This is a genomic window from Actinotalea sp. JY-7885 (assembly GCF_014525465.1).
Classification (GTDB): Bacteria; Actinomycetota; Actinomycetes; order Actinomycetales; family Cellulomonadaceae; genus Actinotalea.
Map to the genome: position 1 here is coordinate 1 of NZ_JACEXH010000001.1, position 13,062 is coordinate 13,062.

The following is a 13,062-nucleotide window of genomic DNA, read 5'->3' on the forward strand; positions in this document are numbered from 1 at the left end:
GGCTGGCCGGGGTGCCGCGACCGGTGGGGCCGGGGCCGGCGCGGCGGCGGGCGGCGCGGCCGGCCGGGGTCGGCTCGTCAGCTGCTGGACCGCGCTGATGATCGCGGGTGCCGCGCTGATCACGGCCGGGATGATCGCCGCGAGAGCGGGGAGGAACTCTGCCTCGTCGGTGCCGGCGTCGTCCGTGAGCCACTCGAGCGCAGCGTCCTGGGACCGGTCGGACCAGGCCGCACCGTGCCCCCCGTCCCACGGCAGCCCGCCGGGGTCCGTGCCCTGCCCCTGGTCCATGCCAGCCTCCCTCGACCCGGCGCCGGCGCCGGAGGTGCCGTGCGCAGCGAACGTATGCGCCGCGGCGTCCGGCGGAGGTGTGCCCGACGTCGGTCCCGTGTCCGGCGCGCGTGGGACGCACGTCGGGACGCCGTCGGGCCGGCGTCTCGACGCCGTCCGCGCGGCGGTGTCGCGTGCACGCGACCACCGACCGTGCCCGTGGGGCGCCCTTGTCCCCGCTGCTCGCCCGGGTGAAGACTGGTCGCGGCACCTCACCCGCTCCTGCGCTGCGGCATCGGCCCACGGCGGCGCGGCCACGTGGCACCCGCCCGACGTGGAGCAGGCCGCCCCGGGGGGAGGCGCGGTTACGAATGTCCGTACCGGCGTCCCCGCCGCCCGTCGAGCTGCGCCTGCTCGGCGGCTTCCAGGCGTGGTGCGGTGCGGACGAGATCCGGTTGCCCCGGACGCTGCAGCACCTCGTCGCGCGCGTCGCCCTGGGCGGCCGCGCCGCTCGGGCCCTCCTCGCCGGGGAGCTGTGGCCCGACCTGCCGGAGCACCGGGCCCACGGCAACCTGCGCACCTCGATCTGGCAGGTCAGGCGCCTGTGCCCCGACCTCGTGGCCGACGCTGGTGACGCTCTCATGCTGGCGCCGCACGCCGTGGTGGACGTGCACCAGGCCCACGCCCTCGCGATGTCCGTCATCCGGGACGCCGCCGGTGTGCCGACGGACGCGCTGATGCCGCACCTGCACGCCCTCGAGCTGCTGCCGGGGTGGTACGACGACTGGGTGCTCGCCGAGCGCGAGCGGGACCGGCAGCTGCGCGTCCACGCCCTGGAGCTGGCGGCCTCGGAGCTGCTCCGCCGGGGCGTCCCGGGAGCCGCGATGCACGCCGCGCTCGCCGCCGTCCGGCTCGAGCCGCTGCGCGAGAGCGCGCACCGGGCCGTGATCGAGGTCCATCTGCGTGAGGGGAACGTCGCGCTCGCGCTCGACGCCTACAGCCTGTACGGCAAGCTCGTCCTGGCCGAGTTCGGCATCGAGCCGAGCCCGGCCCTGCAGCACCTCCTCGGCATCGGGGGCCCGGCCGCGCGGGCGCTCGCGCCGCACGCCGGGCACAACGGCCTCCCGCGCACGCGATGAGCCGCACGGCACGCGATCAGGACTCCGCGTCCTCCCGCACCGCGAGCGTGACGTCGACGTCGGTCGGCGTGCCGTCGCGCACGACGGTCAGCGCGACGTCGTCCCCCGCCGCGTGCTGGCGGATGAACCCGATGAGCGACTCCGCGCCGCTCACGTGGTCGCCGTCGATCGCGATCACGACGTCGCCGGGGCGCAGTCCCGCCTGGTCGGCCGGGCTGCCCGGCTCGACGGTCAGCACCTCGGCGCCCGCCCGCCGGGCGTCGTCGACCGCCACGACCGTGTCGTCGAGCGCGACGCCCAGGTAGGCGTGCTCCGCGACGCCGTCCTCGTCGAGCTGGGAGGTGACCAGGTCCACGACGTCGCTCGGGATGGCGAAGCCCAGGCCGATGCTGCCGGCCTGCCCGCCGGAGTCCGTCGGCAGCGACGCGATCGAGCTGTTGATCCCGATCACGCGCCCCTGCGCGTCGAAGAGCGGGCCGCCGGAGTTGCCGGGGTTCACGGGCGCGTCGACCTGGATCGCGTTCGTCGTCGAGGCCACCGCCTGCTCCCCCGGCGACTGGGCCTGCTGCACCGTCGTGGTCGGCCGGTCCAGGGCCGAGACCGTCCCGGTCGTCAGCGTGTTGCTCAGGCCCAGCGGGTTGCCGATCGCCGCGACGGGCTGGCCGACGCGCACGGCGTCGGAGTCTGCGAGCTCGGCCACCCGGAGGTCGTCGGGCGGGTGGACGAGCCGGAGGACCGCCAGGTCGGTGGCCTCGTCCGTGCCGACGATCTCGGCCTGGTACATGCGGCCGTCGTGCAGGGTCACCACGACGCCGCCGTCCACGGCCCCGGCGACGACGTGGTGGTTCGTCACGACGCGGCCCGGCTCCCCGAGCATGACGCCCGAGCCCGCGCCGCCGCCCGACGCCGTCCGCACGTCGATCGCGACGACGGTGGGCTCGACCTCCTCCGCGACGGCGACCCAGTCGGGCGCGCCGCCGCCCGTGGTGGCGCCGCCGCCTCGGTCGTCGTCCGCCGTGGCCGTGACGGTGGCGGCCGCCTGGTCGTCCGACGCGGCCGCGCCCTGGCTCAGGCCCAGGGCCGCCAGCGCGCCGACGACGGCGGCGAGGACCGCGGCCAGTCCGAGCGCCCACCACGACGGCCGCGACCGTTGCGCCCCGCGGGTCGTCGTCCGTGGTGGGGGGTGCGGGCCGGCGGCGGGCTTCGGGTCGAACGGTTCGTGCGACATGACGCCCCCTGAGGAAGTAGCAGCCCTACCAGTGGACGCCCGATGTGCCGCGCGCGCCGCTCGGACGCACACTCGGGGCGTGAGCGACGACGACGTCCGCGCGCGACGGGTCCACGCCCCGACGGTGCTCGACACCTACCGCGCCATCCGGCTCGCCGTCGTGCTCCTCGTCCTGCTCCTGGCCACCGCGGTGGCGACCCAGGCGCTCACCACAGGCTGCTGGCAGACGTCGCTCAGCGCGTACTACTGGACCGGCGCGCACGACGTCGTCGTCGGCGTGCTGTGCGCGGTCGGCGCGTGCCTGCTCGTGTACCGCGGCAGCTCGCCGCTCGAGGACACGCTGCTGGACCTGTCGGGGTTCCTCGCGTTCGTCGTGGCGCTCGTCCCGGCCGCCCGCGAGCCGTCGTGCGGCCCCGCGATGCTGGCACCGCAGGACATGGCCGTCGACGGGGTGCGCGCCAACGTGCTGGCGGCCCTGCTGGTCGCGGCGCTCGCGCAGGCGGTCGCCGCGGTGCTGGAGCGCCGCGGCGCCGTCGTGCGGGAGCGCAGCGGACCGGCCGACGTCGTCCGCGCGCTCGCCTGGGTCCTGGCCCTCGCGGGCGGGGTGGTCGCCGTCGCCGACCCGGACCGGCTCGCGGCGTCGGGTCACGACGTGGCGGCGCCCGCGATGTTCGCCGGGATCGTCGTGGTCGTGGCGATCAACGCCTGGCAGGACCAGGTCGCGCGACGCGCCCGCTACGCGCGGGTGTACGCGGTGATCGCCCTCGCGATGCTCGTCACGCTCGCGGGTGTGGGCCTGCTCCGGTTCGTCGTCGTGCCGGAGTGGACCCACGCAGTACTCGTGGTCGAGGCACTGCTCGTCGCGGAGTTCGCGGCGTTCTGGCTGGTCCAGACGGTCGAGCTGTGGCACGTGGCCGACCGGCGCGAGCTCATGCCGCCATCGCGCGGCTAGCGTCACGTCGTCGTCGTCGCCCGGCCGACCGGCGCCGTCGGAGGGCTCATCGGCGGCGCTGACCGGCCGATACGCAGGTCATGCTCCTCGCGCGTCCCGCATGTCCTGACCTGCCGAGCGTCGAGGGCGCCGAGGCGGGGTGGGCCGAGCTGGTCTCGACGCTGCCGCAGATCGTGTGGGTCGCACGGCCCGACGGCTACCACACGTACTTCAACCAGCAGTGGCTGGACTACACGGGGCTGACCCTGGCCGAGAGCCTCGGCGACGGGTGGAACCCCCCGTTCCACCCCGACGATCGTCCCCTGTCGCGCCGGTTGTGGGCCGAGGCGACCCGCACCGGGCAGCCCTACGAGATCGAGTACCGGCTGCGGCGCCACGACGGCGTCTACCGCTGGATGCTCGGCCGCGCGGTCCCGATGCGCGACGACACCGGCGCGATCGTGAAGTGGTTCGGGACCTGCACCGACATCGAGGACCTCAAGGCGGCGCTCGAGGAGGCCGCCACACTCCGCGAGGAGCTGGAGCGCCGCGCCACCCACGACCCGCTGACCGGGCTGGCCAACCGGGACCTGCTCTTCGAGCAGATGGACCTCATGCTCCACCGGCGGCAGGGCGCGGGCCTCGCCGTGGTCTTCATCGACCTCGACTGGTTCAAGGCGATCAACGACCGGCTCGGCCACCGCATCGGCGACCAGCTGCTCGTGGTGGTCGCCGACCGGCTGCGCGCCGCCGTGCGCCCGGGCGACGTCGCGGCCCGGATCGGGGGCGACGAGTTCGTGGTCGTCGGTGCGGCCGACGACCAGGACGAGGCCGAGCGCCTCGCGCGGCGCATCACCGAGGCGGTCGGCGGCAGCGTGCGCCTCGAGGGAGTGCCGATCAGCGTCACCGCAAGCGTCGGCGTGACCTTCGTCGAGGCGGGCGAGGCACCGAGCGCCGACCTGGTGCTCGCGCAGGCCGACGCCCGGATGTACGAGGCGAAGCGGCGACGCTGACCGGGCGGTGGGGCGTTCACCCGAGCTCCGACCGCTCCCACCACACCGCGGTCCAGAGCGCTGCGAGGCCTGCGACGGGAAGCGCGATCAGCAGCTGGACCGGCAGGACCGCCGACGCCGCGTCGGCTCCCCCCATGCCCGCCCAGAGGCTGGGTGCCGCCCACGGGAACCACGCGCCCGCGCCGGCGACGGTGGCGACCTGCGTGACGACGACGATGCAGAGCAGCGCCCCGATCGCAGGGAGATAGCCCCGACGTCCGCTCGCGACGGTCGCCAGCGGCAGCGCCAGCATCGCCATGAGGACGGCGACCGCGAGCACGCGTCCGACGCCCCGGAGCGCGTCCGCGTCCGGCGCGCCCAGCCCGATGACGCCGCCCACGCCGAGCGCCAGGACGGCGGTGATCGCGGCAGCCCCCACGGCGCCCACCATGACGGCTCCCAGCTTGGCCGTCACGATGGCGCCCGGCCGCGTCGGCAGGGCGAGCAGCCCCGTGACGGTGCCGTCGGTGAACTCGCGGCCCACCGACCAGCTCACCACGATCCCCACGCAGAGCAGCTCGGCCACCGACAGGATCTGCGCCAGGACCCCGAGGTAGCCCTCCCAGCCGGTGCCCTGCATCATCGGACGCACCTTCGACGCCATCACGCTGTCGCCGGTGCCGAGCGCGACGGCGCTGAAGGCCGCAGCCATGGCCACGGGAACGAGCGTCAGCACGACGGCGGCGGTGCGTCCCACGCCGGAGCGCCGCAGCTTCAGGACCTCCACCCGCCACGCCGCCCTCATGCCGGCCACTCGCTCACGCCTTCCCCGGTCCGACTCGCCTCGGCCCGGTACACCGTGGCGAAGAAGGCCCGCTCGAGGTCGACGGCCCCGGGCGCCAGCGTGTCCACGACCGTGCCGCGGTGCAGGACGGTGATCCGGTCGGCCACGCGCGCGACCTCGTCGAGGTGGTGGCTCGAGACCAGGACGCCCGTGCCGCGCCGGCGAGCCTCCTGGAGCCAGCGGCGCACGACGAGGACGCCCGCGGGGTCGAGGGCGTTCGTCGGCTCGTCGAGCACCAGGAGCTCCGGCCGATGGACTGCTGCGCACGCCAACCCGACGCGTTGCCGGTTGCCGGTGGACAGGTGGGCGCAGCGACGGTCCGCCCAGTGCCGCAGCTCCAGCTCGTCGATGATGCGGTCGCTCAGCACCGGGACGTCCCGACGGTCGACGCCGCGAAGGAGGGCGGCGGAGCGGATCACCTCGGTCACGGTGAGCTCGCCGTACAGGAAGGGCACGCCGACCAGGTGCCCGGTGCGCGCCCAGGTCGGCGACGGCGCTCGCCACGCGTTCACCGCACCTGTGGCGGTGGTGACGGCGGCGCTGCCGGCGTCCGGCCGCAGCATCCCGAGGCACAACCGCATCAACGTCGTCTTGCCCGCGCCGTTGAGGCCCACGAGGGCGTGCACCTCGCCGCGGCGCACCGTGAGGTCGACACCGGCGACGGCGACCTCGGTGCCGAACGTCCGGGAGATGCCGCGCAGGCGCAGGAGCGCATCGTCCGGCACGCCGCCACCCACGGCCGGTTTCGCGCGTCCCGCCGTCATCCGGCCGCTCCGTCGGGAGCCGGTTCCCCGGTGCCGGGCCCCAGCACCGCGAGGGCCTGCAGGACGACGTCGCCGAGGTCGCGGTCGTCGGGCCCGGCACCCCAGTCGAACAGCGCCTCCATGAGTGCGCCCAGGCACGCGCCGGTGGCGACCCGCGCCTCGAAGCGGTCCACCCCGTCCAGCACGAGCGCCTCCACGACGAGGTCGCCGGTGCGCCGGTTGTGCGACCACGCGCTCGCCATGAGTCCGCGGTGCTCCGCCACGATCCGCACCCGCAGCCGCGTCTCCTCCGAGGCCGATGGCGGGAGCTGCCCCCACGCGCCGGCGAGGCCACGCCGCACCCGCTCCAGGACGGGGAGCCGCCGGTCCTGAGCGAGGACCTGGGAGGCGATGGCGTCGTCGTAGGGGTCGTCGAACAGGACGGACTCCTTCGTCGGGAAGTGCCGGAAGAACGTCATGTGGGAGACCCCGGCGTCCTGGGCGATCCGCTGGACGGTGGTGCCGTCGAACCCCAGCTCGGCGAACAGGCGCAGCGCGCTCGCACGCAGTCGTTCGCGGGTCCGCGTCATAGCGCAATGTTAGTGACTAACATTGCGCTAGGGCCAGGGCCCGGTTGCTCAGTGAACGGTTCCCGGTGCGTCGTTCGATCAGCGGAGCTTGGCCTGTTCGAGCTCCCAGTACTCCATGTCGAACTGCTCGCCCTCGCTGGTCGTGACGTACCCGCCCAGCGCCTGCGCCGCCGTCATCACCCGGATCGTGTGCCGGTAGATGTCGCGCGCGACCCGGGCCTGCTTGGCGGTACGGCCGAGCCCCACCAGGCCGAGCTCGGGGTCGAGGACCACGCGAGGCATCGGGTCGAGCATCCGCACCGGCATCCGGGCTCTGGGGCGGTTCCGCGTGAAGTAGGCCCGGTAGTCGGCGACGTACTGCTCGACGTCCCGACCGATGAGAGGGACGCGCTTCGTGTGGATGACGTGCTCGAGCGTGGTCGGCCCCCGGCTCGTCACCTCGGCGAGGTCGGCCCTGTCGAGGAAGACGTCGACCTGGTCCGAGCGGACCGCCTCGGCCACCACCTCCCCGCCGACGACGTCGCGCACCTCTCTCGCGAAAGCGGCGAGCGCACCGTCCTCGGCCGCGTCGACGACCCTCTCGTGGGGGTCGTCGACGAAGCGCACGCCCGTGTGCTCCGCGATGAGCGACTCGGCGAGATCGACCAGGCGCAGGTGCCGCTCGTACGCCGTCCGGACGTCGTCGCCGAACGTGAACGCACCGTGGTGCGCCAGGACGAACCCGACCGCGCCGCCCCGGGCGATCTCGGGCCAGCGGGAACGCACGAGGCGGGCGAGCTCGAAGCCCGGCATGCAGTACGGCAGCAACGGAGCGGTGTCACCGAACAGGTCGTCGAGGAGGGCCGCCCCGTTCACGGTGTCCGTGAGCGTCACGATCGCGTCCGCGTGGGTGTGCAGGACCGCTGCGTACGGCAGGAAGGCGTGCAGCGGCGCCTCGATCGAGGGGTTCGGCGCCGACGCGTCGACCAGCGCAGCGCGCAGGGCGGCGACCATCTCCGTGTCGCTCACCTGATCCCGAGCCAGCAGGGTGGCGAGCGCGGCCCGCCGCAGCGGCGCGAAACCCTCTGGTCCGATCGAGCTCATGTCGTGCCCGGAGCCCTTGACGTAGAGAACCCCCTCGTCCTTGACCGAGGTGTTGCCACCCCCGTGGAGCACCAGGGAGGGGTCGGACCCCAGGAGGCGCGACGCGCGGACGACGTCGGCAGGGCTGTCGGCCCCGTCCGCGGGTGCCGGGTCGGTCGGCCAGTGAGTCGAGCGCATCAGCTCCTCAGTCCTCTCTGCCACCTCAGTCCTCTTTGCCCCCCGAGAGGTCCGTGTACATCTCCAGCGCCTCCGTCGGCTTGGCGCCGCCGTGCACCACCGCACGCACGGCCCGGATCATGGCCGAGGGATCCTGCCGCTGGAAGATGTTGCGCCCCATGTCGACACCGGCCGCCCCCTGACTGATCGCGTCGTGCGCCATGGTCAGGGCGTCCAGCACCGGGAGCTTCTTCCCCCCGGCCATGATCACGGGCACGGGGCACGCGGCCGTGACGGACTCGAACTCGCCGTCGCAGTAGTACGTCTTCACGAGCTGCGCGCCGAGCTCGGCGATCATCCGGGTGGCCAGGCGCAGGTACCGGGCGTCCCGCGTGAGCTCCGTGCCGACCGCGGTCACGCCGAGCACGGGGATGCCGAGCCGCAGGCCTGCGTCCACGAGGGTCGTCATGTTGTGCACCGACTGCGTCTCGTGGGCACCGCCGACGAACACCTGGACGGCCACGGCGGAGGCGTCGATCCGCACGGCGTCCTCCATGTCCATCGCCACGCGCTCGTCGGACAGCTCCTTGAGCACCGACGGGCCCCCCGACGCCCGGACCACCAGCGGTGTGCCCGTGCCGGCGGGGATCACCGAGCGGATGATGCCGCGGGTCGCCATGAGCGCGTCCGCGTGAGCCGCGAGCGGCACGATCGACAGGTCGACCCGCTCCAGGCCGCTGGTGGGGCCCTGGAAGTACCCGTGGTCGAACGCGAGCATGACGGTCCGGCCGTCGGCCGGGTCGAAGATCCGGCCCAGCCGGTGCTTCATGCCGAAGTCGAGCCCGGACGCTCCCTTGACGTGGAACCCGTGGGTCTCCTGCGGGATGTCCGCGTGGTACTGCTTCGCCGAGACGTTGCCCTCGAGGTCGGCCATCGGTGATTCCCTTCGTCGACGTGGGTGGGGTGGTCGTCGTGGTGCCCACGACGAGGGCTCAGGGAGCGAGGTCGGGCTCAGGCTCGCCGGGGACCCACGGCACCTGGACGCCGTCCTGCGGGTCGAACGGCGCCTTGATGAACAGCGCCCGGAACACCTCGTCGGACTCGTTGACGAAGTAGTGCTGCTCGCCGGGCTCCATCTGGTAGACGTCGCCGACGCCGACCGCGTAGGCGCGGCGTCCGTCCACCCACAGCGTGGCCCGCCCCTCGAGGACCACGAACGTCTCCTCGATGGCGGCGTGGTAGTGGTTCGAGGCGTCGTCGCCCGGGCGCAGGCGCACGAGCCCGACGTCGGTACGAGGACCGCGGATGACGTAGCCCGGCCCGTACTGCCCGAACCGGTGCTCGGTGTCGTCAAGATGGCGGTGGATCACGGTGGCTCTCTCTCGCGTGGATCGGTCGTGAGGGTGGTCAGCTGCCCGGCGCGTGCCACATCGGGGTGGTCACACCCCGACGCGCGAGCTCGCGCTGGGGCGTGTAGGCGGTCTCCCAGCGGGCACGGACCTCCCGGTACCGTTCGTGCCGCTCGGGATCGGGGGTGACCTCCCGTTCCCAGGTCACCCACGCGGCGGCGTCCGCCGGCGTGCCGAGCGCGCCCGCCGCCGTCGCGGCGCAGGCGGCGGTCCCCTGCGCGGTGGCCTCGGTGACCTTCGGCACGCGCAGGCTCCGGCCGAGGGCGTCGGCGACGATCTGCGACCACACGGGCGACGCGGCGGCCCCGCCGGCGAACACCACCGGGGCGTCCGGGGCGACGGGCGCGAACGAGGAGACGAGGTCGAGGTTCGCCGCCGAGACGACGGCGGCGTTCTCCAGCAGCGAGCGGAACATCGCCGCGCGGAGCCGCGGCCCGCCGTCGAGGGACAGGTTGAGGAACGACGGCGCCGCGTGCCGCCAGTGCCGGTAGTCCATGACGTCGCTGAAGATCGGGATGACGCCGTCCGCACCGACCGGCACCCGCGCCGCCGCCTCCGTGAGCACGTCGAGCGGGTTGCGTCCCCCCTCGCGGGCGGTCGCCACCTCGGGCGCGGCGAAGGTGTCGCGGAACCACCGGACGGCGGTGCCGGGGTGGAACGCGATCGCCTCCGCCTGCCACAGGCCGGGCACGGCGGCGCCGTTGACCCGGACCGCGAGGTCCGGGTGGGTGAGCGGCTCCCCGATGTTGACGTTGAGCTGCCAGAAGGTCCCCCCGGTCAGGAGGACCTGGCCGGGTTCCGTCTGCCCCAGGCCGAGCGCCGCGAGCTGGGCGTCGCCGCCCCCGACGGCGAGCGGGATGCCGGCGGCCAGTCCTGTGGCCTCGGCGGCGCTGTCCGAGAGCTTCCCGACCGCGGTCCCCGGCTCGACGACGTCCGGCACGAGGTCGCCGCGCAGGCCGCACAGGGTGGCCAGCTCCGGGTCGGCAGAGCGCGTCGCCAGGGCGAGCATGCCGGACGTCGAGCCGTTGGAGGGCTCCATCACGGGCTCGGCGCCCAGCCGGTGCAGCACCCACTCGCTGAGCATCACCACCCGCGCGGCGCGCTCGTAGAGGTCCGGGCGGTGGCGCGCGAGCCAGAGAAGGCGGGGCTGGGCGGCGAGCGCGAAGGTCTGTCCGCTGCGGCGGTAGACCTCCTCCAGCAGGCCGGTCCGGGCCTGGAGGTCCACCACCTCGACGTCGGCCCGGGAGTCCACGTTCGCGCACGCCCACAGCTCGCGGCCGGCGGCGTCGAGGACGACGAGCCCTTCCCGCATCGCGCTCGCGCTGACGGCCTGCACGGCCGAGCCGCCGATCCCTGACGTGGCCAGCACCTCGCGCACGGTCTCCAGGACCAGGGCGTGGTTGCGCTCGGTGGCGAAGCCCATCGACCCCGGCACCCCGGGCTCGGGGTCGTGCTCCCACGGCCGGGAGGCGACGGCCACGAACCGGCCCTCGACCGTGAAGAGTGCGGCGCGGACCGAGCCCGTGCCGGCGTCGATCGCGAGGACGTGGCTCATGCCACGTCCTCGGTCTCGGTGCCCTCCTCGTCGAGGAGCGCCCGGGCGACCTCCTCGGTGGTGACGAGCACGTCGAGATACCCGCCGCCCAGCGCGCCGCGGATGGCGTCGAGCTTCGCCCGGCCGCCGGCGACGCCGACGACGTTGGGGATGGCGCGCAGGTCGTCGAGGTCGATGCCGATGCGACGCCGGTGGATGGGCAGGTCGAGCGGGGTGCCCTCGGCGTCGTAGAAGACGCCGAGGATGTCGCCGACCGCTCCGGCCGCCGCGTTCCGCTCGAGCTCGTCCTCGGCCGCGTAGCCGAGCTTGGCGAGCGTCGGGCCACCGCTGAGCGCACCGATCCCGACGATCGCGTGGTCGGCCTGGCGGGCCAGGTCGAGCCCCTGCTGCACCTGCGTCTCCGCCCGCAGCGCCTCGGCCAGGCCCTCGGACGAGGCGAGGATCGGCGTCGGGAGCACCGCGTCCAGCGTGCCGTGGTCCCGGCCCGCCCGCGCCCGGCGCAGGTTGTCCAGGTAGGCGCCGACGCCGCCCGTGAGGCTGACCGTGCGGACGCCGGCGAGCGCGTCCGGCTGGAGCTGCTCCATGGTCTGCTGGACCGTGTCGCCCCACCCCATGCCCAGCAGGTCGCCCGGCCGCAGGTGGCTCTGGAGGTACTGCGCTCCCCCGCGTCCCAGCCGCGTGTTGACGACCGACTGCTGCTCCGCGTCCGTCTCCAGGCCCGGCGGGACCAGCACCTCCCGCAGGCCGAACTTCTCCTTCAGCATCCGGCTGACGCGGAAGGCGCTGTAGTACTCCGAGTTGATGGTGAAGCTGACGACGCCGGACTGCCGGCACCGCTCGAGCAGGCGCCCGGCCGACGCGCGCGAGACGTTGATCCGCTTGGCGATGTCGTCCTGCGTCATGCCGTCGACGTAGTAGTACCAGGCGACGCGCAGGAGCTGTTCCTGCGCCGGCCAGTCGTCGTCGCCGTACCGGCGGGTGCTGTCCACTGTCCCTCCTCGGGGAGTGCTGGTGGCCGGGTGGGGCGGACCGGCCGGGTCCGCCCCACCCGGGCCGTCAGAAGTCGTAGTCGGCGATGTTCTCGGCGGTGAAAACCACGCGCTCGGGCATCACGACGATGCCGTTGCCGTCGGCCTCGTAGTCGTAGCCCTGGACCGAGTTGGGCGAGACCTCGACCGTGCCGATGCCCTCGACCTCGAACGTGTCACCCACGTTGAGCTCCTCACCGTCGAGCAGCCGCTTGGCGACGGCGACGGAGAGTGCGCCCTGCTTCGTGACGTCCCAGAGCCCGAAGCGGTCGATGGTGCCGTTCTCGACGAACGTCCGCATGACGTTCGGCGTGGAGAAGCCCACGACGACGATGTCGTCGCGCCCGAGGTTCTCGAGCGCCTGCGCCGTTCCGGGCAGGGCGTTCGCGTCCGGGCAGATGATCGCCTTGAGGTTCGGGTTGGCGTTGATGAGCGCCTCCGCCTGCTGGACGGCGAGCTCGGTCTGGTTCTCGGAGAAGACGGTGTCGACGACGTTCCACTGCGTGTCCTCGTCGATGATCTGCTTGGCGACCTCGGTCCACTGGTTCTGGTCGGTCACCGTGGGGCTCGAGTAGTGGAAGGCGACGTCCACCGCCTCGTCGGCACCGATGTCCTCCTGGACCATCTCCACCAGGAGCGCGCCGAGCTGCTCGGGCGTGCCCTGGCTGATGTAGTGGCTGCGGCACTCGGGGTTGGTGTCCGAGTCCCAGGTGAGCACCTTGACGCCCTGGTCCATGGCCCGCTGGAGCGCCTGGCAGAGCCCGTCGGGCGAGACGGAGGAGACGATGATCGCCTCGGCTCCCTGCTGGACCTCCGTGTTGATGAGCTCGACCTGCTTGGCGACCGCCGCCTCCGGCGAGCCGACGTAGCGCACGTCGAGCCCGTACTCGTCGCCCGCGGCCACGGCGCCGGCGCCACCGCTCTCGAAGAAGCCCACGCCGGTGAGCTTGGGGATGAACGCCACCCGGGCGCCGTCCGACGCGCCCTCCTCACCGGTGTCGGTCTCGGAGCCGCCGCCCGACGAGCAGGCCGCGGTCAGGGCGAGCGCGAGTGCCGCGCTCGCAGCCAGGATGCTGGAACGGATCTTCATTGAACGT

General features: G+C 73.9%; 13 protein-coding genes and 1 pseudogene. 3 read left to right on the forward strand and 11 right to left on the reverse strand.

Annotation, left to right across the window (positions count from 1 at the left end):
- A pseudogene (locus IDM29_RS00005) lies at nucleotides 1-288 on the reverse strand (hypothetical protein); the annotation flags it as partial.
- Nucleotides 289-638: 350 nt separating this feature from the next.
- Between IDM29_RS00005 and IDM29_RS00010 the strand changes: the two are divergent.
- The gene (locus tag IDM29_RS00010) at nucleotides 639-1,406 is read left to right on the forward strand and encodes a BTAD domain-containing putative transcriptional regulator (protein ID WP_182113873.1); all 768 of its coding nucleotides are present in this window, start codon (nucleotides 639-641) and stop codon (nucleotides 1,404-1,406) included.
- Between the two features lie 16 nt (nucleotides 1,407-1,422).
- Here IDM29_RS00010 and IDM29_RS00015 read toward each other — a convergent pair whose 3' ends face one another.
- Complete coding sequence (locus IDM29_RS00015) at nucleotides 1,423-2,634, reverse strand: S1C family serine protease (RefSeq protein WP_220458035.1); 1,212 nt, start codon at nucleotides 2,632-2,634, stop codon at nucleotides 1,423-1,425.
- A 79-nt stretch (nucleotides 2,635-2,713) separates the two neighbouring features.
- Here IDM29_RS00015 and IDM29_RS00020 point away from each other — a divergent pair, with 79 nt between their 5' ends.
- A complete protein-coding gene (locus tag IDM29_RS00020) occupies nucleotides 2,714-3,586 on the forward strand; it encodes a hypothetical protein (RefSeq protein WP_182113872.1) in 873 nt (290 codons plus the stop codon).
- An 80-nt stretch (nucleotides 3,587-3,666) separates the two neighbouring features.
- Nucleotides 3,667-4,578 (forward strand): sensor domain-containing diguanylate cyclase, encoded by a 912-nt coding sequence (locus IDM29_RS00025; RefSeq protein WP_182113871.1) that lies wholly within the window; start codon nucleotides 3,667-3,669, stop codon nucleotides 4,576-4,578.
- A gap of 16 nt (nucleotides 4,579-4,594) precedes the next feature.
- Here IDM29_RS00025 and IDM29_RS00030 read toward each other — a convergent pair whose 3' ends face one another.
- The 9 genes from IDM29_RS00030 to lsrB form a co-directional block, all read right to left on the reverse strand.
- Nucleotides 4,595-5,362 carry an ABC transporter permease gene (locus tag IDM29_RS00030; RefSeq protein WP_182113870.1) on the reverse strand — a complete coding sequence of 256 codons (768 nt, stop codon included), beginning with the start codon at nucleotides 5,360-5,362 and terminating at the stop codon, nucleotides 4,595-4,597.
- Nucleotides 5,359-6,126 carry an ABC transporter ATP-binding protein gene (locus IDM29_RS00035; RefSeq protein WP_255491856.1) on the reverse strand — a complete coding sequence of 256 codons (768 nt, stop codon included), beginning with the start codon at nucleotides 6,124-6,126 and terminating at the stop codon, nucleotides 5,359-5,361. Before IDM29_RS00035 ends, IDM29_RS00030 begins: the two co-directional genes overlap by 4 nt.
- 35 nt (nucleotides 6,127-6,161) lie before the next feature.
- Entirely contained in the window at nucleotides 6,162-6,734 is a 573-nt protein-coding gene (locus IDM29_RS00040; protein WP_182113868.1) for a TetR family transcriptional regulator, read from the reverse strand.
- Between the two features lie 78 nt (nucleotides 6,735-6,812).
- The gene (locus IDM29_RS00045; RefSeq protein WP_182113867.1) at nucleotides 6,813-8,018 is read right to left on the reverse strand and encodes a class II aldolase/adducin family protein; all 1,206 of its coding nucleotides are present in this window, start codon (nucleotides 8,016-8,018) and stop codon (nucleotides 6,813-6,815) included.
- A gap of 1 nt (nucleotide 8,019) precedes the next feature.
- Nucleotides 8,020-8,907: a 3-hydroxy-5-phosphonooxypentane-2,4-dione thiolase gene (gene lsrF / locus IDM29_RS00050; RefSeq protein ID WP_182113866.1), complete on the reverse strand. Its 888-nt coding sequence runs from the start codon at nucleotides 8,905-8,907 to the stop codon at nucleotides 8,020-8,022.
- Nucleotides 8,908-8,965: 58 nt separating this feature from the next.
- A complete protein-coding gene (locus IDM29_RS00055; protein WP_182113865.1) occupies nucleotides 8,966-9,343 on the reverse strand; it encodes a cupin domain-containing protein in 378 nt (125 codons plus the stop codon).
- A gap of 37 nt (nucleotides 9,344-9,380) precedes the next feature.
- Nucleotides 9,381-10,937 (reverse strand): autoinducer-2 kinase, encoded by a 1,557-nt coding sequence (gene lsrK / locus IDM29_RS00060; protein ID WP_188036996.1) that lies wholly within the window; start codon nucleotides 10,935-10,937, stop codon nucleotides 9,381-9,383.
- On the reverse strand, nucleotides 10,934-11,926 hold the full coding sequence (locus IDM29_RS00065) for a sugar-binding transcriptional regulator (protein ID WP_182113863.1): 993 nt from the start codon (nucleotides 11,924-11,926) through the stop codon (nucleotides 10,934-10,936). Before IDM29_RS00065 ends, lsrK begins: the two co-directional genes overlap by 4 nt.
- A 67-nt stretch (nucleotides 11,927-11,993) precedes the next feature.
- Complete coding sequence (gene lsrB / locus IDM29_RS00070) at nucleotides 11,994-13,055, reverse strand: autoinducer 2 ABC transporter substrate-binding protein LsrB (protein ID WP_182113862.1); 1,062 nt, start codon at nucleotides 13,053-13,055, stop codon at nucleotides 11,994-11,996.
- Nucleotides 13,056-13,062: the final 7 nt, after the last annotated feature.

Coding starts and splice junctions, on each gene's coding strand:
- IDM29_RS00010 (WP_182113873.1), top strand. CDS start 639: ATGTCCGTACCGGCGTCCCCGCCGCCCGTCGAGCTGCGCCTGCTCGGC.
- IDM29_RS00015 (WP_220458035.1), bottom strand. CDS start 2,634: ATGTCGCACGAACCGTTCGACCCGAAGCCCGCCGCCGGCCCGCACCCC.
- IDM29_RS00025 (WP_182113871.1), top strand. CDS start 3,667: ATGCTCCTCGCGCGTCCCGCATGTCCTGACCTGCCGAGCGTCGAGGGC.
- IDM29_RS00030 (WP_182113870.1), bottom strand. CDS start 5,362: ATGAGGGCGGCGTGGCGGGTGGAGGTCCTGAAGCTGCGGCGCTCCGGC.
- IDM29_RS00040 (WP_182113868.1), bottom strand. CDS start 6,734: ATGACGCGGACCCGCGAACGACTGCGTGCGAGCGCGCTGCGCCTGTTC.
- lsrF (WP_182113866.1), bottom strand. CDS start 8,907: ATGGCCGACCTCGAGGGCAACGTCTCGGCGAAGCAGTACCACGCGGAC.
- lsrK (WP_188036996.1), bottom strand. CDS start 10,937: ATGAGCCACGTCCTCGCGATCGACGCCGGCACGGGCTCGGTCCGCGCC.
- lsrB (WP_182113862.1), bottom strand. CDS start 13,055: ATGAAGATCCGTTCCAGCATCCTGGCTGCGAGCGCGGCACTCGCGCTC.